The following is a 20,972-nucleotide window of genomic DNA, read 5'->3' as shown; positions in this document are numbered from 1 at the left end:
GCATTAAGGCGTCGTGGCATTGAGATGCAGCGACAGGTGTAGGCCCCGGCACGCATATTTGGTGCTGGGGCGTTTTTTGCGTGAGGCGGGACGATGGGGGACGTTGTCGGGGAGTCAAAGGTCAATTTCGGTGCGCTTGCGGTGCTGAACAAATGGCCGTCGCTGGCCAATCAGCGTCAGCCGGACCGGGAGCCCTATCAGGTCATCGAAGGCACGCTCGACGATTGCATCTCGGCGTTCATGGACAAGCCGGTGGCGACCCGTCACCTCTATGAGATCCGCACCGTGGCGCAGCCGCCGCTGGTCACCGAGGTCCTCTCGCCCGAGCACGTCGTCGAGCTCTGGCGCCTCCGAGAGTTTCTCTGACGGCACTTCACGAAATCGCGCAGGAACCTTCTTCCGGTTTTTCCCGTTAATGGGTCCTAAAGACAAGTCCTAAGCCAAGTCGCGAGTGCCTGAGGATGCTTGAAGCTGGCGTATCATCATCGATCGTGCCCTACGGGGCGGACCAGACCTTGTTCGTGGTGGTCGATCGCCGCGACGAGAACACCGAAATCCGCGTCGAACGCAACGACCTCGAAGCCACGATCGGCGAACTCGTCGCCGGCTGCTTCAACGATCCCATCAAGGTGATCTCCTTCAACACGCTCGAGCATTGGATGAAGGACATCTCGACCGACGTCGCCGGCGAGATCCGTGCGCGCTGCGAGATCGACGGAATGGAGCTGCCTGATTATCTCAGCGACTTCGTGGAAAGCCATTCCTGAAAGCGCTCTGCTTGCCCGAACTCGAAAAGCTCCGCATCCGCGGCGCATTTGGCGGTCACCTCGGTGGTGCCATCGCTCAGGACATGGATTTGTGAAGGGTCTAAGCGCGCCGGTACTTGCCGGTGATTACCTCGATCTCGCGGCGGCGTTCGTCGGCAAAGGCCAGCAGCTTTTCGATCGTCAGGGTATCCGTGATCCGTCTGGCGAGCCGCTCGGCGCGCGCGGCCTGATCTTCGAGATACTGGATCGTGTTCAAGCGTCCCTCTCCCCACTGCCCCAAATTGCCCGGACGCCCATGGTACTCGAGGAAGCCGCTAACACCCGGTTAAGCGCCGCGTCTTGTGTTGCCGAGCGCCCTATTGCACGACCTCGAGCCGAACATTGGTGATGCCCTTGTCGACCATGCCGAGCGCCTCGGCCGCGGACGGCGTGATGTCGACCACGCGTCCGCGAACATAGGGCCCGCGATCGTTCACCCTGACCGTGACGAAGCGGCCAGAATTGGTGTCGGTGACTCGCAACTTGGTTCCGAACGGCAGGGTGGGATGCGCCGCGGTCAACTCGTTCTTGTCGAACCGCTCGCCGCTCGCGGTCTCCGTATCCGAATAGAAGCTGGCAAGGCCGTGCGACACGGTCTGCTTTGCGTCCGCGTCGGGAGCGCGCGCCCGGCTGATCGGGCGTCGATGCAGTGCCGCCACACGATGCGGGCGCTCGACCGCGGCCTGCCGGCTGGCGCCGGCGAGATCGGCCTTCTGGCGGCCGACCGGCGCTTGCGCGCAGGCGGCAAGCGAGGCGGCGCCGACGACGGCAAGCAACAACCGGCACGAGGTCGCGAAGGAAAGCCGGGAAGCTTCGGCACGTGCAATGCGAGACATGATACGCCCTCCGAACGGGGGCGATTTTCGGTCGGCAATGAGGGCAGAACCTTGTCGGAACAAAAGCAGGCGTGCGGCCGCCGCCATTTCGCGTCAGCTGTGACGATTCCACCACAGTGACGCGTCCTGAATCGGGACAGCCGCCAGACGAGGGCCGGCCAACCCAGTGGGTCAGTAATGCGGCTCGTACATCTGGGACTGGACCAGGGCCTTGACGTCGTTGGGCGCCGGTCCGGCCGCCAGCCCGCGCTGATAGGCGACATCGGCAACGGCCGCGGCGATGCGGACCGAGACCTCACGGATGCGCGGCAACGCCGGATAGAGACTGCCCTGCGCGAGGTCCTCCTTGCCGACGCAATCGGCAAGCGTATGGGCCGCCGCCATGAACATTTCGTCGGTCACGAGGCGCGAGCCGCTGGCGATGACGCCGAGGCCGACGCCGGGGAAGATGTAGGAATTGTTGCCCTGGCGGGGCACGAAGCTGCGACCGTTGAGCTTGACCGGATCATACGGGCTGCCGCAGGCGAACAGCGCCCGGCCCCCGGTGTAGCGATAGGCATCCTCGGCTGAGCATTCCGCCTTCGAGGTCGGGTTGGAGAGCGCGAACACGATGGGCTGTTCGTTGAGCTCGGCCATGGTCTTGAGCACCTCCGGCGTGAAGGCGCCGCCGACCGCGGCGACGCCGATGATCGCCGTCGGCTTCAGCGTCCTGATCGCGGTGAGGAAGTCGGAGATCGGCGCCTGGCCGGCATGTGCATAGCGCAGCTTGTGGCCTGACAGACCATCGCGGCCGCCGACGACGAGGCCGCGGGAATCCACCAGCCAGTTGCGCCGGAGCGCGTCCGCTTCGCTGGCGCCCTCCGCCATCATGGCCGACACCACGAGATCGGCGATGCCGGTCGCCGCCTCGCCCGCGCCGAGGAACAGGATGCGCTGATCCCTGAGCTTGCCGCCGGAGATGCGCAGAGCCGAGAACAGTCCGGCCAGCGCCACCGCCGCGGTGCCCTGGATGTCGTCGTTGAAGACGCAGGCTTCGTCGCGATATTTGTGCAGCAGCTTGAACGCCGAATGATTGGCGAAATCCTCGAACTGGATCAGCACGCCCGGAAAGGTCTTTCGCGCAGCCTGCATGAACTCGTCGACGAAGCTGTCATAGGCTTCGCCCGTGAGCCGCCGCTCGCGCAGGCCGAGATAATAGGGATCGTTCAGCAGCTCTTCGTTGTTGGTGCCGACGTCGAGCACGATCGGCAAGCACGATTCCGGATGCACGCCGGCGCAGGCCGAATAGAGCGAGAGCTTGCCGACCGGGATGCCCATGCCGTTGGCGCCGAGATCGCCAAGCCCCAGAATGCGCTCGCCGTCGGTGACGACGATCAGCTTGGCCTGGTAGGGCCAGTTCTTCAGCAGCTCGGCGATCTGGCCGCGATCGCGCGAGGAGATAAACATGCCGCGCGGCCGCTGGAAGATCAGGCCATATTTCTGGCAGGCGAGCCCGACCGTCGGCGTGTAGATGATCGGCTGGATCTCGTCGATATGGTCGACGACGAGGCGGAAGAACAGCGCCTCGTTGCGGTCATGCAGCGCGTTCAGCGCGACATATTTTTCCAGATCGGTCGGCAGCGTGCGCAGATTGGTGAGGACGCGCTGCGCCTGCGTCTCCATCGTCAGCACGCAAGGCGGCAGCAGGCCGCGCAGGCCGAGTGCGGCGCGCTCGGATTCCGTGAAGGCGGTGCCTTTGTTGAGCAGCGGATCGCGCAGCAGCGCCATGCCTTGCGGCGGATTTGACGACGTCGATTGGGCAACGACCCGAGCAGGTCTATTCACGAATTCCCCCAAGGAGCTTCACATTGAACAGCGGACATTGTCGGCCAGCGCCCGATCGAGATCAAGGACGTAGAGACCGAGGCGCCGATTGTGATCTCGCACCGCAGCGAGATTGCCGCGAACGACTGGCCGTTGTGCGAAGAGGTTTACGCAGCGAGACTGTTTGCCCTCATGGTGAGGAGGCGCGTGAGCGCCGTCTCGAACCATGAAAGGCCCAAGTCTCGCCCGCGGCACATCCTTCGAGACGCCCGCTACGCGGCCTCCTCAGGATGAGGAGCAGTGCTTGTTGCAGCTATTCCGGCTTGATGTTCGCCGCCTTCACGATCGGCCACCATTTCGCGGTTTCGGCCTTCTGGAAAGCCGCGAGCGCCGCAGGCGTCTGCTGGTCGGGCGGCGGTATCTCCTGACCCAATTCGGCAAAGCGCCGCTTGACCGCGGCATCGGCAAGCACGGCGACGATGGCTGCGTTGAGCTTGGCCACGATCTCCTTCGGCGTGGTTTTCGGTGCCCAGATGCCGTGCCAGTAGGAAATATAGAGCCCCGGCAGGCCCGCCTCGTCGACGGTCGGAATGTCGGGAGCGGAGGCAAGCCGGGTCGGCGACGTCACGGCGAACGCCTTGATCGCGCCGCTCTTGACGTGTGCCAGCGAGTTCGCCGCCTGGTCGAACATGATGTCGATCTGCCCGGCGACGAGATCGATCATGGCGGGCCCTGCACCGCGATAGGGCACGAACTGGAAGTCGGTGCCGGTCTTGTCCTTGAAGAAGACGGCGGCGACGTGGGCTCCCGTGCCCGCCCCCGAGGTCCCCGCGGTGGCCTTGCCGGAATTGGCCTTCAGCCAGGCGATTAGCCCTTTGAGATCGTTCGCCTCGAGCGACGTCCGGCCGACGATGAGTTGCGTACCCATCGCGATCATTGCGACCGGCTCGAAGTCGTCCACGACGTCATAAGGCAGCTTGAGGATCGCGCCGTTCAGCACATGCGTGCCCCAATGACCGATCGTGATCGTGGTGCCGTCAGGCGTCGCGCGGGCGACGCGGGCGCCGGCAATGCTGCCGGAGGCACCGGCGACGTTCTCGACCACGACCGTGGTGTGCAGCTCCGCGGCAATCCGCTCGGACAGGATCCGAGCCAGCGTATCGGTCGGGCCGCCGGCCGCGAACGGCACGATGAGCGTGATCGGACGCGAGGGAAACGGCTGCGCGACGGCTTGGGCAGACCAGGCCGCACATCCCATCAACGCGGCCATGACGATCGCAACGCCGCGCAATCCGGCCCACAACAGCCCCCGCATCGGTCCCTCCCCGTCTTGCCGCCCGCATGTGGCAGCGGGTTGGAAGCAGAGTGAACGCTGCCGGCTGGACGGAGGCAAGCTGGAAATTCCCGCCGGGCGACTAACCGGCCGCCCGTCTTGGCGTCGGACTCGCGGCACCGTCTGCCGGCGGCGCGATGTGCATCAGGATGGTCTGGGTGGCGGATGCGACGTTGATGCCGTTCTGCTGGAAGCGCAGCTTCATGCGGCGGTTGAATTCGCGTTGGACCGGCCAGCGCCCGGCCTCGGTGCAACGAATCTGGCCGACGATCGACACCATCGCGCCGTCCACCTTGTCGATGCCCCAAAGATCGAGGTCGCCGCGGATCAGCGCGCGGAATTCGGGTTCGCGGCGCATCTCGTCGACGATGTCCTTGAGGATCTGGCCGGCGCGGTCGGTGTCTTCCCTGTAGGCGACGTTGACGCTGACCGAGGCATTGCCGGCGCCGCGGCTGGCATTGGTGATGGTCGTGACCGCGCTGAACGGCACGATGTGCACCGCGCCGTCGCCCGCGCGCAGGCGGATGGTACGGATCGAGACGTTCTCGACCGTCCCGGAAAGCCCGGACACGCTGACATTGTCGCCGACCTGCACCGTGTTCTCCAGCAACAGGAACAGACCCGTGATGAGATCCTGCACCAGCTTCTGCGAGCCGAAGCCGATGGCGATGCCGACGATGCCGGCGCCCGCCAGCAGCGGCGCGACATTGACGCCGATCTCGCTCAGCGCGGTGAGGCCGACGATCGTGGCGATCAGGCAGAGCAGCGCGGTGCGCAGCATCGGCTGAAAGGTGCGCAGGCGCGCGGCGCGGGCATAGTGCCCATCGCGCGACAGCGTGTTGATCTGGCGGTCCAGCAGCGCGTTGCTGGCTTCCCAGATCGCGGCTGCGATGAAGACGGCGAGACCGATCGTCACCAAGGCGGAGATCAGCCGGCTGCCGATCTGGCCGCCGTAGAACCAGACGACGGCGTCCACACCCCAGACTTCGAGCACCGCCACCAGGCCGATGAAGACGATCACGCCGGATACGATCTTGCGCAGCAGCGGCAAATAGCGGTTGGCGCGGATCTCGAGGCCCGGAAAGCGCTGGAGAATCTCCGGCTGAATGCGGAAGCCGCGGTCGATCAGGCTCAGCGTCAGCATGACGGCGAGCCGCGTGATCACGGCGACCACGATGGTGCCGACGAAATATTGCAGCAGCAGCGAATAGCCGTTGCGGATGTTGAGCGCCCACACCGCCCACAGCGCGAGATCCAGGGCGATGGCGAGATAGTGCCAGCCGCCGGCGATGCGGTTGCGCAGGCGGGCTGCGATTCCCTGCCGGTCGGCCGGCGCGCGGATGGCCTCGGCAACCTGCCGCCGGCATTGCAGGATGATAACAACGACGAAGAGGTGCACGATCAGCATCACCATGCGCATCAGCGCGGCATAGCCGGCGCGGTGCAGACCGAGCAGCAGCGCGACATTGGCAAAGGCGATGCCGGCGACGCCGACGCCGACGATGCGGCGCGCCCAGATCTCGACATAGGCCGCCGTCTCGGCCCGCACCGGAAACAGGCCGAACGGCCCCGCCAGCGCCCGGACCATGCAGATGAGCCCGCGCGAGAACGCATAGGCGTTGACGACGGCGAGGATCACGAGGCGGACCGTGGTGGGCTGGCCGATCTCGGTGCCGAGCAGCGCCGTCGCGACGCCTACGAAGACGAGAACGGGAAGCAGTTCGAGGACGAGGCGGCCGAGCACGGGCGGCAGCCGCAGCATGACCTGCCAGACGCGCGCGAGGCTGTGACGGCGCTTGTGCAGCTCGGGCGCGGGGGCGACATCGGCGACCGAAGACGGCGGATCGGCCATCGGCAGCGCCTGCGCCGGCAGATGCGCGGCTTGCGGCACCCGTCCTTCCAGGAAGGCAACCGGGCGGCGGATCAGGCGGAACAGCACCCACTCGGCCACCAGCGCGCAACCGAGCACCAATGCAAGCTTCCAGGCGATCTCGATCAGAAGGTTATAGGCCGCGGGATCGTTGGCCGTCCGCACGATCCAGTAATAGAACGCCGGGAAGTGCGTGATCGTCCGCGCCACGCTGGCGATCTCGCTCGAGATCTCGCCGATCTCCTCGGACACGGTGAGCAGGAGCTGCGCACCGAGGCCGTCGGCCGAGAGCGGAATCGGCGACGTCTGCGCGGGCGCGGGCGTCGCGGGCTGCTGCGGACCGGACGCATTGGCGATCGCGCGCAGCGTGTCGATCATCTGGGCGCGTTTCTTGTCGTCCTGGAGCGTCTCAAGCGCGCGCCTGGCCTCCTCGGGCGACAACACCGCGGCATTGGTCGTCGCCGGCTGAGCCTGCTCGGCGCGAACGCTGGGGAAGGAGAGCGCGAGGAAGAGAACGGCGAGGAAGGCCTGGGCAAGCTTCTGCGACACGAGGATTCCCTGAAAAAAATGCATGCGCCGGCGGCATCGGGACCACCGAAACACATGCGTCATGTCGGATTGCCGTTATTCGCCCCTCGCCTGTGTCGGAAATTGGCCTTCGAGACGACATTCTCTTGGCATTTGTCGCAATGCGAGATGAGGGAACTCAGTGGAGCCCGACGTCAACGCGAGCCGCCTTTCCGTGGGAATTCCCGCAGCTGGCGGGAAGTCGTCATGCCCGGGCCTGTCCCGGGCATGCGCGTTCTTCGTGCCCTGCAGCAAGGCGTGGATGGCTGGGACAAGCCTGCCATGACGGCGTGGGGACAGAGCTAGCCCGCATGCAGTTACTCCCTCATTCCGGGAGGTGGCCGGAATGATAGCGAGGAGGAAGAGAGCAAGCGGGATGTCAGAAGGAGACAGGCGCGCGGCCTCGTCACGGCCGTCAGCACGATCGATGTGATGCAAAATACAGCGCCGGGAAGGTAGGGGCTCTGCCTCACTGATGCAGCCCGCTAAACCTTGACCCGGCGTGCCGTTCGCGGTTTTTGCCGCTATGCGATAGTCCGAACGAGCTCCATCGCACTTAACGCGGCTGGATTTGCGGAGGTGGAGTCATAGACCTCCCCTTGCTCATGAGGTGGACGTTGCGCGTCGCTTGTTTGCGACCGTCGGCATGGTCCTCCTGTGACACAAAACTGTCAAGCGGGATCAGCCGGGGTGCGACATCACAATTGAGCCGCCGGTTCCGCAGGGCGCGCCGAGCGTCTGTTTTGCCCGACGCGTCAAAATTCGCAAATTCAGAACGCTTTCCCGGCCGCCCAAGCCATTGATTTTGCTGCCACCGGCTACTGTGCATGGGGTTGTTTTCGCGATTTTTTTGTATTGCCTCTGTTTTCTTCCTGCTCCAGCGCCTTGCGCACCTCGTCGAACTCGCGCAGCGAGGCCTTGTCGGCGCGAGGAAAGCGCAAGTCGAGCTTTTCGAGCGTCGCATTGATCACTGAGCCGATCACGACGCGCGCAAACCATTTGTGGTCGGCCGGCACGACGTACCAAGGCGCATGAGACGTCGCCGTGTGCCGGACGATATCCTGGTAGACTGCCTGGTAGCGCGGCCACAGCGCGCGCTCCTCGATGTCGCCCATCGAGAATTTCCACTGCTTGGCCGGATCCTGCAGCCGATCGAGGAAGCGCTCGCGCTGCTCGTCCTTGGAGACGTTGAGGAAGAACTTCAGCACCACGGTGCCGTTGCGGCAGAGATAGCGCTCCCATGCGGAGATGTCTTCGAACCGCTCCTTCCAGATGTTCTTGGTGAGGAGCCTCTGCGGCAGCTTCTCCTTGGCGAGGAGCTCCGGGTGCACGCGCGTCACCAGGCATTCCTCGTAATGGGAGCGGTTGAAGATGCCGATTCGGCCGCGTTCGGGCAGCGCGATCACATGGCGCCAGAGGAAGTCGTGGTCGAGCTCCTTGCTGCTCGGCGCCTTGAAGGCATGGACCTCGCAGCCCTGCGGGTTGATGCCTTCGAAGATCGCCTTGATCGCACTATCCTTGCCGCCGGCGTCCATGGCCTGGAACACGATCAGCAGCGACCAGCGGTCCTGCGCGTAGAGCTTCTCCTGAAACTCGGTCAGCCGCTTCTTGTTGGCGTCGAGAATCGCCTGCGCCGCCTCCTTGTCGAGACCGCCCTTCTCGCTGGTCTTGTGATCCTTGAGATGAAACTTGCCCGAACCGTCATAGCGGAACGGCGTGATGTAGCGGTCAAGCTCCTGGGCGAGCGGCTTGGACGGTTTCTTGCTCATGAGCGCGGGGCACCTTGCGTTGCGGCTTCAGTCGGTCGAGCAGGCTACCAAGGACGCCCTTGGGAAGGAATATGATGAAAAGCACGAGCAGCACGCCGTAGACGAGATTGTCCCAGCCGACCGCCTTGGTGCCGAAGCCGATGCGCAGGCTCTCGGCCAGCAGAATGGTGATGATGGCGCCGAAGGTTGGGCCGAGCGAGACGAACAGGCCGCCGACGATGGCCGCGAACACCATCTGCAGCGACACCGCGATGCCGCTGACGGTGTCGGGCGTGATGAACATCTGGTACTGGCAGTAGATCGCGCCCGCGAGCGCCGTCATCAACGCGCTGAGCAGCGTGATCTTCAACTTCTCTGCGGTGACGTCGACGCCGGCGGCGGCCGCCGCGTCCTCGTCCTCCGAGATCGCCTCCAGCGCATAGCGGGCCATGCTGCGGTCGACCCAGTGCCAGATCACGATGCCGAACAGCCAGACCCCGAGCGCGATCAGGTACCAGGTCGTCTTGTCGTCGAATTGCAGCGCCAGCAGCTTGTTGCCCGAGGTCCGGTTCGGCGTATAGCCCAGCGAGCCGCCGGTGTAGTCGCGCGTCGCGGTGATGACCTGGAGCACGATGCCCGACAGCGCCAGCGTCACCAGCACGAAATAATGCCCGGTGATGCGGAAGCGGAAGCAGGGGTAGCCGACGATCAGCGCCAGCGCGCCGGCCGCGATCATGCTGATGGGAATCCCGATCCAGGGCGAAAGGCCCAGGTGATTCCACAGCAGCGCGGTGACATAGGCACCGATCCCCATGAAGCCGCCGTGCCCGAGCGAGACCAGGCCGAACCGTCCCATCACCGACCAGGAGGTGTAGGCGAACGACCAGATCAGGATCAGCACCAGGATGTGCAGATGATAGGGATCGCGATAGACGAACGGCAGCGCGACCAGCGCCGCCAGGCCTATTCCCCATGCCGCAAGCCGCCCCTGCCCCGTCATCGGCGCCTCGCCAGGAGGCCCGCGGGCCGGATGAACATCATGACGATGAAGAAGGCGAAGGCGAGCACGTAGCCCCATTCGAGGTCGGAGAACAGGCCGCCGAGGGAGATGATCTCGGCAAAGACGAAGGCGGCAATGAAGCCGCCGATGAAATTGCCCAGGCCCCCGAGCACGCAAATGAGGAAGGTGATCGGTCCGAACGACAGGCCGACGAAGGGGTGCACGTCATACTGCAACACCAGAAGGCAGGCGGCGAGCCCGGCGAGTGCGCCGCCGAGCGCGGAGGTGACGAGATAGATCCGCCTGGTGTCGACGCCCATCAGCGCCATAATCTGGCGGTCCTGCGAGATGGCACGGATCGCGGTGCCGGTGAAGGTGCGCGTCATGAACAGGTAGACCGCGACCATGCCGACCAGCGCGGCCAGAAACGACAGCAGCCGCGCATAGCTGAAATTCATGTCGCCGAAGGCGAGCACCGGCAGGCGGATGCCGAGATTGCGGAAGTCGATGCCGAAGGCGACGGTGGCAAAGCTCTGCAGCACGAACAGAACGCCGCCGGTCGCGAGCAGCTGGTTGATCGGCGGCGCGGTCAGTAGCGGCGCGATCACGAGGTAATGCAGCGCCGCGCCAAGCGCGGCGACCAGCAGGATGGTGAGCGGTGCGGCAACGAAATAGCTGACGCCGTAAACCTGCACCAAGAAATACATGCCGTACATGCCGATCATCACGAGCTCGGCGTAGCAGATCCAGGTCACGTCGATGACGCCGAAGATCAGGTTGAGCCCGAGCGCGAGCAGCGCCAGCACGCCGCCGAGCAGGATGCCGTTGATCACGGCCTCCAGCAGGTAGATGTCGAAGACGTCGAGGAATCCCTGCATGCCCATCACACCCCGAGATACGCTTCCTTGACCGTGTCGCTCGCCAGCATCTCGGCCGCGGTGCCGGACGCCCTGATCGTGCCCGCCTCGATCAGATAGGCGCGATCGACCACTTTCAGCACCTGCTGCACGTTCTGCTCGACGATCAGCACCGTCAGCCCGCTGGCGCGGATCCGCTTCACCAGCTCGAACACCTGCTGCACCACGACCGGCGCAAGCCCGGCCGACGGCTCATCGAGCAGCAGCAGCTTCGGATTGGACATCATCGCACGGCCGATCGCGCACATCTGCTGCTCGCCGCCGGACATGGTGCCGGCCATCTGGTGCCGCCGCTCCTTCAGGCGCGGGAACAGGTCGAACACGACATCGAGCCGCTCGGCATAATGCCCGCGCGCCTCCTTCATGAAGGCACCCATCTTGAGATTGTCGTCGACCGTGAGCTGCGGAAACAGCCGCCGGTTCTCCGGCACATGCGCGATGCCGAGGCTGACGATCTTGTGCGGCGGCGTTGCCACGACGTCCACGCCTTCCATCCGGATCGAGCCGCGCGAGGGCCGGATCAGGCCGGAGATGACCCGCATCAGGGTGGTCTTGCCGGCGCCGTTGGGGCCGATGACGCCGACGGCTTCGCCGGCCTTCACATCGAGGCTGACGTCGAACAGCGCCTGGAACGTACCATAGCCGGCATTGACGGCGCGGAGCTCCAGCATCGGCTAGCCTCCCGCGCGGCGGCGCGCTTCGGCGGCCGCGGCCTGCGTGGTCTCGGCATCGGTGCCGAGATAGACCTCGATGACGCGCGGATCGCCGGCGACCGCGCTCGGCAGGCCTTCCGAGATCTTCTCGCCGTGATCGAGCACCATGACGCGATCGACGACGCGCATCAAGACGCCCATGATGTGCTCGACCCAGATGATGGTGATGCCGAGCTCGTCGCGGATGTTGCGCAGCATGTCGGCGGCCTGGTCCATCTCGGCCTCGTCGAGGCCGCCGAGGCTCTCGTCGGCCAGCAGCAGCTTCGGCGCGGTGGCGAGCGCCTTGGCGAGCTCGAGCTTCTTCAGGCCGGCGGCACCGAGACCGTCGACGCTGGCATGGCGATCGGTCGGCAGGCCGACCATCGCAAGCGAACGCTCGGCCGCCTCCTCGGCCCTGACGCGGCTGTGGCGGCCCTGCCCATAAAAGCCCGCGAGCGCAACGTTCTCGAAGATGGTCAGGCGGCGGAACGGCCGCGGAATCTGGAAGGTCCGCCCGATGCCGCTGTTGATGATCCGGTGCGGGGCGAGGCCCGCGATCTCGGAGCCGCCGAACAGGATCGAGCCCGAGGTCGGCGCCAGCGTGCCGGAGAGCATGTTGAAGATCGTGCTCTTGCCCGAGCCGTTGGGGCCGATCAGGCCGAGGATCTCGCCCTGGTCGACCCGAAACGACACGTTGTTCACGGCGGTGAAGCCGCCAAACCGCTTCACCAGCCCGCTGACTTCCAGCACCAAAGCTCTCCGCCGCTACTGGTTGCTATAGGTGGTGCCCTTCGGCAGCGGCAGCACGGCCTCGCGCTGCGCCTGGCTCTTGGGCCACACCACGTAGGACTTGTCGTCGACGTACTGGATCACGACGGGGAACGAGCGCTCGTTCTGGCCGGCCATGGGCGAGCCCTCGCCGTGGAATTTGACGCCGAAGCCGAGCATGGTGCCGCCCTCGGGAATGTCGGTGTCGAGTGCTGCCTTGCGCAGGGAGTCGGGATCTATGCCGCCATACTTCTTGATCGCTCGCGGCAGCACGTCGGTCAGGAACAGGTAGGTGTTGGACGCAGCCATGCCGACATGAGCCGAACGGATGGCGAGGCCCGGCTTGCGCTTGTCGAACTCCTCGCCGACCGCCTTGATGATCGGCGGCAGCTTCGGATCCATGCTTTTCTGGTTGGCCAGCCAGATCGAGATCGGATCGGTGTTGAAGACGTAATTGACATCGGCGCCGAGGCCTTCCTTCAGCTTCTCATAGACCCCGTAGCCCGCGCCATGTCCCACCAGCGCTCCGAACTTCAGCCCTTGTTCGCGAGCTTGCCGGAGCAGCAGGGTGATGTCGGGATTGTAACCGGTATGGAAGACCACATCCGGCTTGGCCCGCTTCAGCTTGGTGACCAGCGCAGACAAATCCGGGGCCGTGGCCGAATAGCCTTCCCTGAGCACGATGTTGAAGCCGGCCTTCTTGGCACCGGCTTCGTTGCCCTTGGCAACGTCGACGCCGTAGGCGCCGTCCTCATGGATGATGGCGACCCGCAGGTCCTTCGGATCCTTGCCCAGCTTTTCCTTCGTGTTCTGCGCGATGAAGTCCATCGTCATCATGCCGAACTGATCGCCGGAGGCCTGCGGCCGGAACACGTATTTGTAGTTCTTGTTCTCCAGCACCGCGGACGAAATGCAGGTCGTGATCCACATGAACTTCTTCAGCTGCTCGACGCGAGCTGCCACCGGCACGCACTGCGCCGAGGAAAAGAAGCCGAGCAGCATGTCGACCTTTTCCTGCTCGATCAAACGGATCGCTTCATTGATGGCGACGTCCGGCTTGCTCTGAGCATCGGCATAGATCGCCTCGATCTTGTAGCCCTCGACGTCCTTCCCGCTGTACTGATCCAGCATGATCCTTGCGCCGGTATATTGCAGCTCCGAGCCGCCGCCGGCGAGCGGGCCGGTCAGATCATAGATGACACCGATCTTGAGCTTCTTGTCCTGAGCCTTGTCTTGGGCCTCGGCGGACACCGCCAAGCCTGTCGCTGATATCGCGACCAACAGCCCACGTAGCAAACGGGCAGCCATGCGCATGCGCATCAAAACCTCCCTGGACGATTGTGCGTTGCATTCGTCTTGATCTTGCTTGCCCCCATCACATGGGCAGAGCGCAGGGATGTCAAGCCTTGCGCATCAGCGCGAGGCGAACTGCTGCTCAATAAAGGCCGTGACAAATCGCGGCATGGTCGGCTTCAGATCACTCATCCCTCGCACGAGATGGATGGCCGACAATTCGGGCTCGTCCTCGCGGGCGAGGTTGGCTTCGATCCGGGCGCGGGCCTCCTCGCCCGACATATCCAGGTTGAGCACCTGCATCATCGCAATCGTCGGACCGCTGACGACGCAATGCCATTCCGGCTCGGCCCGATAGTCGGCCGGCGTCAGACCGGTCTCCTCCTCGAGCTCGCGGATCACGCTGCCGGGAATGTCCAGCGCGCCGTCCCTGACGTCGTCGAGATCGGGCGTGCCCGACGGGAAGTAGATGCGGCCTGCGTTCGCGGTGTGCTGCGCCATCTCACCCATCACGAAGGCGCCGTCGGAGGTGCGCAGCGCGCCCATGCCGAAACCGTTGAACACGGGGACGCCGGGAAAGCCCCAGTCGCGCCAGGCGAGGAAGCTTGCGAAATCGGTCTCGAAATAGGTGGAAGCGAAATGGCCGCCCGCGAACACGGGATCGCGCCCAAGCAGGACCCGGCCGTTCCAGATCTTCGGCCGCTCACGCTGCTTCTCGGCGAAGTGCGCCGCGATCTCGTCACGACGCTCCTCGGCGAACGGCCAGACGACCGGCCGCACCGCAAGAGCGAGCGTCGTGACGCGATGAATGATGGGTAACGTCATGCGGGACGGCTATCGCGTCAGCTATTTGACGTTTCCTGTGGTCTTCTTGGCTTGCTCGACGAACTTGTTGGTGAAGGTCTTGCTGACGTCGATCTTGGCGCTAGCCACCTCGGGCGAGCCGACGCTGAACACCGCGAGCACGGCATCCGCACCCTTCGGGTCCATCTTGCCGGTCTCCGAGTACATCGGAATCGTGTTCTTCAGCGCGGCGAGATAGAGATCCTTGTTCTTGCCGACCGTCTCTTCCGGCATCTTCGCCATGATCTCCTCTGGCGAGTGCGAATGGATCCAGGCGAGCGTGGCGAGGATGGCATTGGTGAGCGCCTGTGCTTCCTTCTCGTGGCCGTTGATCCAGGCCACGGTCGAGTAGAGCGCGCCGCCGGGATACTCGCCGCCGAACGTCTCGAGCGTGTCCTTCTGCGTGCGGGTGTCCGAGAGGATGCGCAGATCCTTGTAGCTGCCCTGAAGCACGGTCACCGAGGGATCGAGCATCACGGCAGCGTCGATCTGACCCTGCTGCATGGCGGCGACCGCGGTGGCACCGAGACCGACGCCGATCACGGCGACGCTGGTGGGATCGAGCCCGTTCTTCTTGAGCATGTATTTGAGGAAGAAGTCGGTGGAGGAGCCGGGCGCACTCACGCCGACCTTCTTGCCGGCGAGATCCTTGACCGACTTGATCTCATTGGTACGCGAGGGCGCGACCACGAGCACGAGGCCGGGATAGCGGTCATAGACCACGAAGGACTGAAGCTCCTGCTTCTTGGCGGCGAGATTGACGCAATGGTCGAAATAGCCGGAGACGACGTCGGCGCTGCCGCCGAGCACGGCCTTCAGCGCGTCCGAACCGCCCTTGAGGTCGACCAGTTCGACATTGAGGCCGGCCTTCTCGTATTCACCGAGCTGCCTGGCCAGCACCGTCGGCAGATAGCACAGGCAGGAGCCGCCGCCCACCGCGATGGTGACCTTGCTTTGCGCTGCGGCAAATCCGGTGGTGAGCGTCAGCACCAGCAGCGCGCCGGCGAGCCTGGCAATCGTGTTCTTCATTGGTTTCCTCCGTTCGGCCGCCGCACCATAGAGCAGGGCAACTGGCTTGAGAAGCGCTCCGGAAGCACTGATAATGTCGGCTATCGCTCGAAAATGTGCGAGCACCGATCGTGCCACGATCTCGATCCAGTGAGGCCCGCACCAATGCGCAGGCCCGTTTCTCGAATTCTGGAACTAGATCGACCCCGCCTGTTTCCGAATCTCGTTCGCGATCGGCTTGAGGGTGTCCCCCGGAAGCTGGCCGACGAGCGTATAGCCCATGCCGCGATCCGCCCATGCGAAGCCCGCGATATCGCCCGCCGCGTGCGGCATCATTGGCGCATCCTGGCTGCTGCTGCTGCTCATTGGACGTGTCAGCATGACGAGACGGTCGCCCCGATCGTCGTCATACATGAACATCGCGGCCGGACCATGCGAGGTCGCAACCAGGCGCCCTCCCATCAGCCGATAGCCTGACGTGGAGAGATCAGGCACCTTGACCGCCCGCTTCAGCCGGCCGGACACCCATTGCGTGAGCTCGGCGCTGTCGGACGCTCGTATTTCGACCGGCCGCACGCGATCCGGTGCGTAGACGCCATAGGAGTAGGCAGCCTCCTGCGCCAATGCGGGCAATCCGTTCGAACCACCTTGCGACAGGCCGCGCACGGTCCACCCGCCGACACCGCCGATGCTCACCAGCAACAGCGCCGCGATTGCGCTCCATGCACGCAAAGGACGTCGCTTTCGACGTTCGATGATGTGCGACAGGTTCAGTTCGACCGGCACAGGTTCATCCGCAATCGAAGCCAACGCGCTGCGCAACTGTTCGCGCTGGCTGGCGAAGGCCGCGACGCGCCCGGCAGCATCCGGATGATCGTTCAGATAGGAAGCAACCTCTCCACGACGCTCGGGTGCAAGTGCCTGGTCCACAAAGGCGTGGAGATCATCTTCCGTGATCGGTCGCTTGCTCATTTCATGCTCCGCAATTCTACGACATTCGCCGGCGCAGCCCCCTCCATCTCCTGCTGCAGCCGTTCCCTCGCGCGGGACAGGCGCGACATCACGGTCCCGATCGGGACATCCAGCATTTTCGCGGCATCGGCATAGGAAAAATCCTCGACTGCAACCAGCAGCAGCACGGCCCGCTGCTCTTCCGGCAGCTTCGCGAGCTTGTTCAGGACGTCCTGATAGACCAGCCAGTGCTCCTGCGCCGCAGCACTCGCGAGCTCGCGCTCGCCTGCATCGTCGATCGGCATATGCCTTCCCCGCGTCGCGGCCTGACGGAATTGGGTGACCGCCAGATTGTGGAGGATGGTGAACAGCCAGGCGCGCACGCTGCCGTCGCGCCGCTGATGCCAGCGGCTGACGGCGCGCTCCAGGCAATCCTGAACCAGATCGTCGGCCGTTGTGCGATCACGCATCAGCGCCCGCGCATACCGGCGGAGCGAGGGGATCAGCGGTTCGACCTGAACCAGCATGTCCTTCATGGATCGCTCCGCCGGCCTTTCGTTGACGCCCGACGGCGCGTCATTGCGTCTGGATCTGGACCGCGCCGCCGGGCTCGGCCGCGTCACCGGAGGCAATCACAAGATATCGCTTTCCGGAGGCCGCGGATTGATCGACGATCTGGCGGATCGGGCCAGCCGCGTTGACGATAGCTGATCCGGCCGGATTCGTCATGAAGGCCGCAAGTGGCTGCAGCGGGCCGCTTCCATCAATTTGATCCGCCAGCGCAAGCACGTATTTCTGCTTGGGTTGAAGTCCCGTCACCGAAGCCTGCAATATCTGAATCAGGCCCTGGTCGAACAGCGAGACGCTGGTCGGCGCCGCGCCGTCCTTCGATCCGTCCTTCGGTCCGTCCTTGGGACCCATCGAAAGATGGGCGACCCGGCCGGCTACGCCCAGCGGCTGCAGATTCTGGCGATCGTCCGGATTGGGCGCCGCGCCTGGGACGTAGACGATCGCCTGCGGTGCCTGGCCGATCGGCACATTCGCCACCACGCTGTTCGTCGCAGTGTCGATCGCTGCGAGGGCGTCGGCGTTCTCAAGTCCGACATAGATGCGCGTGCCATCGCCAGATGGCCAGACGCCATGGGGCAGACTACCGACCGGGATCGTCGCGACCTGCGAGAAATCGTCCGTGCGGAAGACCCTCACCAGGTTCAGGCCACCGACGGTGACATAGGCGAATGTGCCCTTGGCAGTGTGCGCGAAATTGACGTGATTGGTGATCGGACCGGTGTCGATCGTCTTGATCAGGTTGAACGGCGGCTTCGCATTGAACACCTGAGTCCGGCCGACATCCTTCAGCGTGAACCAGACCTGGCTTCCATCGGGCGTCGCCGCGATGTTCGGGCAGAACGGGCTCTCCTGCTTCACTTTAGCGATGATCTTGTGATCGGCGACAGACACAACATCGGTCTCGGGATTAAACGACGAGCAGATGTAGCCGTACTTGCCGTCGGGCGAGAAGATCTGCATCCCCGGCCCGTTGGGGGTCGTGATCCGAGCCTTTTCCTTCAGGCTCTTCGCATCGATCACAGAGATGTAGTTTTCGCCGCGGACGGTGACCCACACCTCCTTGCCGTCGGGGGTATAGAACGCCTCGTGCGGCGACCGCCCGACATAAGTGGTGTGCTTGACCGCGTTGGTCGCGGTGTCGATGAATGTCACCGAATTCGAGCCGATCGACACCACGGCAAGCGTCTTGTGATCGGGAGAGAAACCCATGCCGTGCACGAGAACCTGTCCCTTGTAGAGCGGACTGAAATTGCCGGGCTGCGGATCTCCGAGGCGGATCACACCAAGCAGCTTGTTGTCGACCGGATCTGTGACCGAGACCGTGTTGGAGAACTGCTCGGCCGCATAGACGCGATCGTGATGGCTGATCGGAATATCAGGGGCGGAGAGCGCGCCCGGCGCCTGCCCTGCCCATGCGGCCGAACCGGTGGCGAGCATCGTGGCTGCGAGGAAAATGCTCTTCATGATTTTGCTTTGCGACGTCTTCATCGACGACTCCTATTTCTTCATTCCGGCGGACATATCCATCTGCATGCCCTGATGATGAACGTTTGTGGCTGGACGGGACGGCGGCTGCGTCGGGGCCGGCGTCGTGTCCGTTGCAGGCTCGCCGATGGCGAGCTTCATCGCCGCGATCTCCTGCATCTGATCGACGATGATCTCCTGGGCGATGCGCCGGAGCTGTTCGTTCTTGCCGTAACGCAGTTCGATCACAGCCATGTCGATCGCACCCTGATGATGCGGCATCATCATCGCAACGAAGTCGCGATCGATATCGCCGGTCGGCTTGGCCGCCATGTCGTTCATCATCTTCGTCATCGCCGCGTCGTTCTCCTCCAGGAACGCACGCTCCTCTGCGCTGTGCGCAGGCGGTGGGGCGACCGGATGAGTTTCGTGGGCGAGCACGAGCGACGGCAGCGCGAATGCGACGAGGATGCGGGCGCCGATGAGCGCCGTGCCGAGGCCGGGCCTCGGCCATCGGCATCTGCCTGCGATCGCCGCAACGACGCGGCGAAACTTTAACTGGTCCATCCTGAACTCCCATGCAGCTGGTTGCATGGGGGGTATGACGCGTGGGCGCGCGTTCTATTCCGACCGGCCGATCACATAAATGTCAGCAGGCGATCGAGCCTAGCCCCGCCCGTCCGACGCGGTCGGCCGCCACACCAGCAGCCGCCGCTCGACCAGCGTCACCCCGAAGTCGATCAGGATCACGAACGCCGACAGCACGAACATGCCGGCGAATACGCCGGCGACGTCGAACACGCCCTCGGCCTGCTGGATCAGATAGCCGAGGCCCGCGGCCGATCCCAGATATTCGCCGACGACCGCGCCGACCACGGCAAAGCCGACCGAGGTGTGCAACGAGGAGAACATCCAGGACAGCGCCGAGGGCCAATAGACGTGCCGCATCAGCTGCCGCTCGCTCATGCCGAGCATGCGGCCGTTGTCGAGTACGGTCCGGCTGACTTCCTTGACGCCCTGATAGACGTTGAAGAACACGATGAAGAACACCAACGTGACGCCGAGCGCGACCTTGGACCAGATGCCGAGGCCGAGCCACAGCGCGAAGATCGGCGCCAGCACCACGCGAGGCAGTGCGTTGATCATCTTCACGTAAGGATCGAACACCGCGGCCACCAGCGGCTGGCGCGCGAACCAGAAGCCGACCAGCACGCCACCGGCCGAACCGATCACGAAGGCCAGGATCGATTCCGTCAGCGTGATGCCGAGATGTTTCCAGATCACGCCGGAAGAGAACCATTTCACGATCTGGCTGAAGACGTCGAGCGGATTGGAGAAGAAGAACGGCGGCAGCAGGATCTTGCCGAACACGGGAACGGTCGACAGCACCTGCCACAATACCAGGCCGACGACCGCGACCAGGACCTGCAGCGCGAACAGCGTCGGGCGCGACATCAGACCGCCTCCGCCGCTGTGGTGGATTGCGCGTAGCCCTTCATCACCTCGTCCTTGAGCACGCCCCAGATCTCGCGATGCAACTCGTGAAACTGCTTGTCGAGCCGCACCTCGAAGATGTCGCGTGGGCGCGGCAGGCTCACCCGCCAGTCGCCGATGATGCGCGAGGACGGACCGGCCGACATGATCACGACGCGGTCGGCGAGCGCGATCGCCTCTTCGAGATCATGGGTCACGAACAGCACGGCCTTGCGGTCGGCGCTCCAGAGGTCGAGCAGCAGATTGCCCATCACCTGGCGGGTCTGCGCATCCAGCGGCCCGAAAGGCTCATCCATCAAGAGGATCTTTGGGTTGCGGATCAGCACTTGCGCCAGCGCCACGCGCTTGCGCTGGCCGCCGGAAAGCATGTGCGGATAGCGGTTCGCGAAGGCGCCGAGGCCGACCGATGTCAGCCATTGCTGCGCCCGGGGCAGCGCTTCACTGCGCGGCATGCCCTGCACCTCGAGCCCGATCGCGACATTGTCGAGCGCGGTCTTCCAGGGGAACAGCGCGTCGGCCTGGAACAAATAGCCGGCATCCCGGTTCAGCCCGGCCAGCGGCCGGTCGAAAATCCTGACGCTGCCGGCGGCCGGCCTCAGCAGCCCCGCCGCGACGTTGAGCAGCGTCGATTTCCCGCAGCCCGTGGGGCCGACAATGGCCACGAACTCGCCCTGCGCAACCGCAAGATGGGCTTTCTCCACCGCCGTATAGACCCGCCCGTCCCCGAGCCGGAACGCGACTTTGGCATCTTCCAGCGCCACCGCCGTGGGCGTCGACATATGCTTCCTCCGAATTTCGCTTGATGCCTTAGCCGCTCGCGCGGCCAAGTTCAATCAAGGCGCCAAGCGTGCTACGCATGGGCTTGCCGCGCTCTTACCCTCCCTGGAGGGGGAGGGTCGGTGCGCATGAAGCGAAGCGGAATGCGAACCGGGGTGGGGTGCCGGTCTCTCCACGTCCAACAGTGCCCGAGTTGAGAGATCACCCCACCCCGCTCGCGCTTCGGCGCGAT

At 64.5% G+C, this 20,972-nt stretch carries 21 protein-coding genes; 2 read left to right on the top strand and 19 right to left on the bottom strand.

The features are described from left to right. The first annotated feature begins 93 nt into the window (after nucleotides 1–93). Both ACETMP_RS31435 and ACETMP_RS31430 read left to right on the top strand, forming a co-directional pair. A complete protein-coding gene (locus ACETMP_RS31435) occupies nucleotides 94–366 on the top strand; it encodes a hypothetical protein (protein ID WP_375159174.1) in 273 nt (90 codons plus the stop codon). Nucleotides 367–461: 95 nt separating this feature from the next. Continuing rightward, a complete protein-coding gene (locus ACETMP_RS31430) occupies nucleotides 462–767 on the top strand; it encodes a hypothetical protein (RefSeq protein WP_375159173.1) in 306 nt (101 codons plus the stop codon). 100 nt (nucleotides 768–867) lie between these two features. Here ACETMP_RS31430 and ACETMP_RS31425 read toward each other — a convergent pair whose 3' ends face one another. The 19 genes from ACETMP_RS31425 to ACETMP_RS31335 form a co-directional block, all read right to left on the bottom strand. After that, nucleotides 868–1,023: a hypothetical protein gene (locus ACETMP_RS31425; RefSeq protein WP_375159172.1), complete on the bottom strand. Its 156-nt coding sequence runs from the start codon at nucleotides 1,021–1,023 to the stop codon at nucleotides 868–870. Between the two features lie 100 nt (nucleotides 1,024–1,123). After that, nucleotides 1,124–1,642, bottom strand: a complete 519-nt coding sequence (locus ACETMP_RS31420) for a septal ring lytic transglycosylase RlpA family protein (RefSeq protein ID WP_375159171.1) — start codon at nucleotides 1,640–1,642, stop codon at nucleotides 1,124–1,126. A gap of 171 nt (nucleotides 1,643–1,813) precedes the next feature. Continuing rightward, nucleotides 1,814–3,466, bottom strand: a complete 1,653-nt coding sequence (locus tag ACETMP_RS31415; protein ID WP_375159170.1) for an NAD-dependent malic enzyme — start codon at nucleotides 3,464–3,466, stop codon at nucleotides 1,814–1,816. 292 nt (nucleotides 3,467–3,758) lie between these two features. Next, on the bottom strand, nucleotides 3,759–4,760 hold the full coding sequence (locus ACETMP_RS31410; RefSeq protein ID WP_375159169.1) for a Bug family tripartite tricarboxylate transporter substrate binding protein: 1,002 nt from the start codon (nucleotides 4,758–4,760) through the stop codon (nucleotides 3,759–3,761). 100 nt (nucleotides 4,761–4,860) lie between these two features. Further along, on the bottom strand, nucleotides 4,861–7,197 hold the full coding sequence (locus ACETMP_RS31405; protein WP_375159168.1) for a mechanosensitive ion channel domain-containing protein: 2,337 nt from the start codon (nucleotides 7,195–7,197) through the stop codon (nucleotides 4,861–4,863). An 836-nt stretch (nucleotides 7,198–8,033) separates the two neighbouring features. Then, entirely contained in the window at nucleotides 8,034–8,984 is a 951-nt protein-coding gene (locus tag ACETMP_RS31400) for a polyphosphate kinase 2 family protein (RefSeq protein WP_028137969.1), read from the bottom strand. Continuing rightward, nucleotides 8,944–9,963: a branched-chain amino acid ABC transporter permease gene (locus tag ACETMP_RS31395; RefSeq protein ID WP_375159167.1), complete on the bottom strand. Its 1,020-nt coding sequence runs from the start codon at nucleotides 9,961–9,963 to the stop codon at nucleotides 8,944–8,946. Before ACETMP_RS31395 ends, ACETMP_RS31400 begins: the two co-directional genes overlap by 41 nt. After that, nucleotides 9,960–10,841, bottom strand: a complete 882-nt coding sequence (locus tag ACETMP_RS31390; RefSeq protein ID WP_375159166.1) for a branched-chain amino acid ABC transporter permease — start codon at nucleotides 10,839–10,841, stop codon at nucleotides 9,960–9,962. Before ACETMP_RS31390 ends, ACETMP_RS31395 begins: the two co-directional genes overlap by 4 nt. Before the next feature lie 5 nt (nucleotides 10,842–10,846). Then, on the bottom strand, nucleotides 10,847–11,551 hold the full coding sequence (locus ACETMP_RS31385) for an ABC transporter ATP-binding protein (protein WP_375159165.1): 705 nt from the start codon (nucleotides 11,549–11,551) through the stop codon (nucleotides 10,847–10,849). Nucleotides 11,552–11,554: 3 nt separating this feature from the next. Next, nucleotides 11,555–12,322 (bottom strand): ABC transporter ATP-binding protein, encoded by a 768-nt coding sequence (locus ACETMP_RS31380; protein WP_375159164.1) that lies wholly within the window; start codon nucleotides 12,320–12,322, stop codon nucleotides 11,555–11,557. Nucleotides 12,323–12,337: 15 nt separating this feature from the next. Next, nucleotides 12,338–13,660: an ABC transporter substrate-binding protein gene (locus tag ACETMP_RS31375; protein WP_375159163.1), complete on the bottom strand. Its 1,323-nt coding sequence runs from the start codon at nucleotides 13,658–13,660 to the stop codon at nucleotides 12,338–12,340. Between the two features lie 93 nt (nucleotides 13,661–13,753). Further along, complete coding sequence (locus tag ACETMP_RS31370; RefSeq protein ID WP_375159162.1) at nucleotides 13,754–14,458, bottom strand: NUDIX hydrolase; 705 nt, start codon at nucleotides 14,456–14,458, stop codon at nucleotides 13,754–13,756. A gap of 21 nt (nucleotides 14,459–14,479) precedes the next feature. Beyond that, a complete protein-coding gene (locus ACETMP_RS31365) occupies nucleotides 14,480–15,505 on the bottom strand; it encodes an ABC transporter substrate-binding protein (RefSeq protein WP_375159161.1) in 1,026 nt (341 codons plus the stop codon). 174 nt (nucleotides 15,506–15,679) lie between these two features. Beyond that, nucleotides 15,680–16,456 (bottom strand): anti-sigma factor family protein, encoded by a 777-nt coding sequence (locus ACETMP_RS31360; RefSeq protein WP_375159160.1) that lies wholly within the window; start codon nucleotides 16,454–16,456, stop codon nucleotides 15,680–15,682. Continuing rightward, entirely contained in the window at nucleotides 16,453–16,971 is a 519-nt protein-coding gene (locus ACETMP_RS31355; protein WP_375159159.1) for a sigma-70 family RNA polymerase sigma factor, read from the bottom strand. The genes ACETMP_RS31360 and ACETMP_RS31355 overlap by 4 nt, the downstream gene beginning before the upstream one ends. Before the next feature lie 40 nt (nucleotides 16,972–17,011). Next, nucleotides 17,012–18,493, bottom strand: a complete 1,482-nt coding sequence (locus tag ACETMP_RS31350) for a YncE family protein (RefSeq protein WP_375159158.1) — start codon at nucleotides 18,491–18,493, stop codon at nucleotides 17,012–17,014. Nucleotides 18,494–18,502: 9 nt separating this feature from the next. Next, the gene (locus ACETMP_RS31345) at nucleotides 18,503–19,036 is read right to left on the bottom strand and encodes a DUF305 domain-containing protein (protein ID WP_375159157.1); all 534 of its coding nucleotides are present in this window, start codon (nucleotides 19,034–19,036) and stop codon (nucleotides 18,503–18,505) included. Between the two features lie 99 nt (nucleotides 19,037–19,135). Next, entirely contained in the window at nucleotides 19,136–19,924 is a 789-nt protein-coding gene (locus ACETMP_RS31340) for an ABC transporter permease (RefSeq protein ID WP_375159156.1), read from the bottom strand. Beyond that, on the bottom strand, nucleotides 19,924–20,742 hold the full coding sequence (locus tag ACETMP_RS31335; protein WP_375159155.1) for an ABC transporter ATP-binding protein: 819 nt from the start codon (nucleotides 20,740–20,742) through the stop codon (nucleotides 19,924–19,926). Before ACETMP_RS31335 ends, ACETMP_RS31340 begins: the two co-directional genes overlap by 1 nt. Nucleotides 20,743–20,972: the final 230 nt, after the last annotated feature.

It is taken from the genome of Bradyrhizobium dasycarpum (genome assembly GCF_042019905.1).
GTDB classification, from domain to species: Bacteria; Pseudomonadota; Alphaproteobacteria; order Rhizobiales; family Xanthobacteraceae; genus Bradyrhizobium; species Bradyrhizobium japonicum_B.
Note: the sequence above shows the minus strand (reverse complement) of the source record. Positions and strands in the feature narration are given on the sequence as shown.

What these genes read in the sequence shown, in the direction of transcription:
- ACETMP_RS31435 (WP_375159174.1), top strand. Translation starts at nt 94, where the DNA reads ATGGGGGACGTTGTCGGGGAGTCAAAGGTCAATTTCGGTGCGCTTGCG.
- ACETMP_RS31430 (WP_375159173.1), top strand. Translation starts at nt 462, where the DNA reads ATGCTTGAAGCTGGCGTATCATCATCGATCGTGCCCTACGGGGCGGAC.
- ACETMP_RS31420 (WP_375159171.1), bottom strand. Translation starts at nt 1,642, where the DNA reads ATGTCTCGCATTGCACGTGCCGAAGCTTCCCGGCTTTCCTTCGCGACC.
- ACETMP_RS31410 (WP_375159169.1), bottom strand. Translation starts at nt 4,760, where the DNA reads ATGCGGGGGCTGTTGTGGGCCGGATTGCGCGGCGTTGCGATCGTCATG.
- ACETMP_RS31400 (WP_028137969.1), bottom strand. Translation starts at nt 8,984, where the DNA reads ATGAGCAAGAAACCGTCCAAGCCGCTCGCCCAGGAGCTTGACCGCTAC.
- ACETMP_RS31395 (WP_375159167.1), bottom strand. Translation starts at nt 9,963, where the DNA reads ATGACGGGGCAGGGGCGGCTTGCGGCATGGGGAATAGGCCTGGCGGCG.
- ACETMP_RS31390 (WP_375159166.1), bottom strand. Translation starts at nt 10,841, where the DNA reads ATGCAGGGATTCCTCGACGTCTTCGACATCTACCTGCTGGAGGCCGTG.
- ACETMP_RS31385 (WP_375159165.1), bottom strand. Translation starts at nt 11,551, where the DNA reads ATGCTGGAGCTCCGCGCCGTCAATGCCGGCTATGGTACGTTCCAGGCG.
- ACETMP_RS31375 (WP_375159163.1), bottom strand. Translation starts at nt 13,660, where the DNA reads ATGCGCATGCGCATGGCTGCCCGTTTGCTACGTGGGCTGTTGGTCGCG.
- ACETMP_RS31370 (WP_375159162.1), bottom strand. Translation starts at nt 14,458, where the DNA reads ATGACGTTACCCATCATTCATCGCGTCACGACGCTCGCTCTTGCGGTG.
- ACETMP_RS31365 (WP_375159161.1), bottom strand. Translation starts at nt 15,505, where the DNA reads ATGAAGAACACGATTGCCAGGCTCGCCGGCGCGCTGCTGGTGCTGACG.
- ACETMP_RS31360 (WP_375159160.1), bottom strand. Translation starts at nt 16,456, where the DNA reads ATGAGCAAGCGACCGATCACGGAAGATGATCTCCACGCCTTTGTGGAC.
- ACETMP_RS31355 (WP_375159159.1), bottom strand. Translation starts at nt 16,971, where the DNA reads ATGAAGGACATGCTGGTTCAGGTCGAACCGCTGATCCCCTCGCTCCGC.
- ACETMP_RS31350 (WP_375159158.1), bottom strand. Translation starts at nt 18,493, where the DNA reads ATGAAGACGTCGCAAAGCAAAATCATGAAGAGCATTTTCCTCGCAGCC.
- ACETMP_RS31345 (WP_375159157.1), bottom strand. Translation starts at nt 19,036, where the DNA reads ATGGACCAGTTAAAGTTTCGCCGCGTCGTTGCGGCGATCGCAGGCAGA.
- ACETMP_RS31340 (WP_375159156.1), bottom strand. Translation starts at nt 19,924, where the DNA reads ATGTCGCGCCCGACGCTGTTCGCGCTGCAGGTCCTGGTCGCGGTCGTC.
- ACETMP_RS31335 (WP_375159155.1), bottom strand. Translation starts at nt 20,742, where the DNA reads ATGTCGACGCCCACGGCGGTGGCGCTGGAAGATGCCAAAGTCGCGTTC.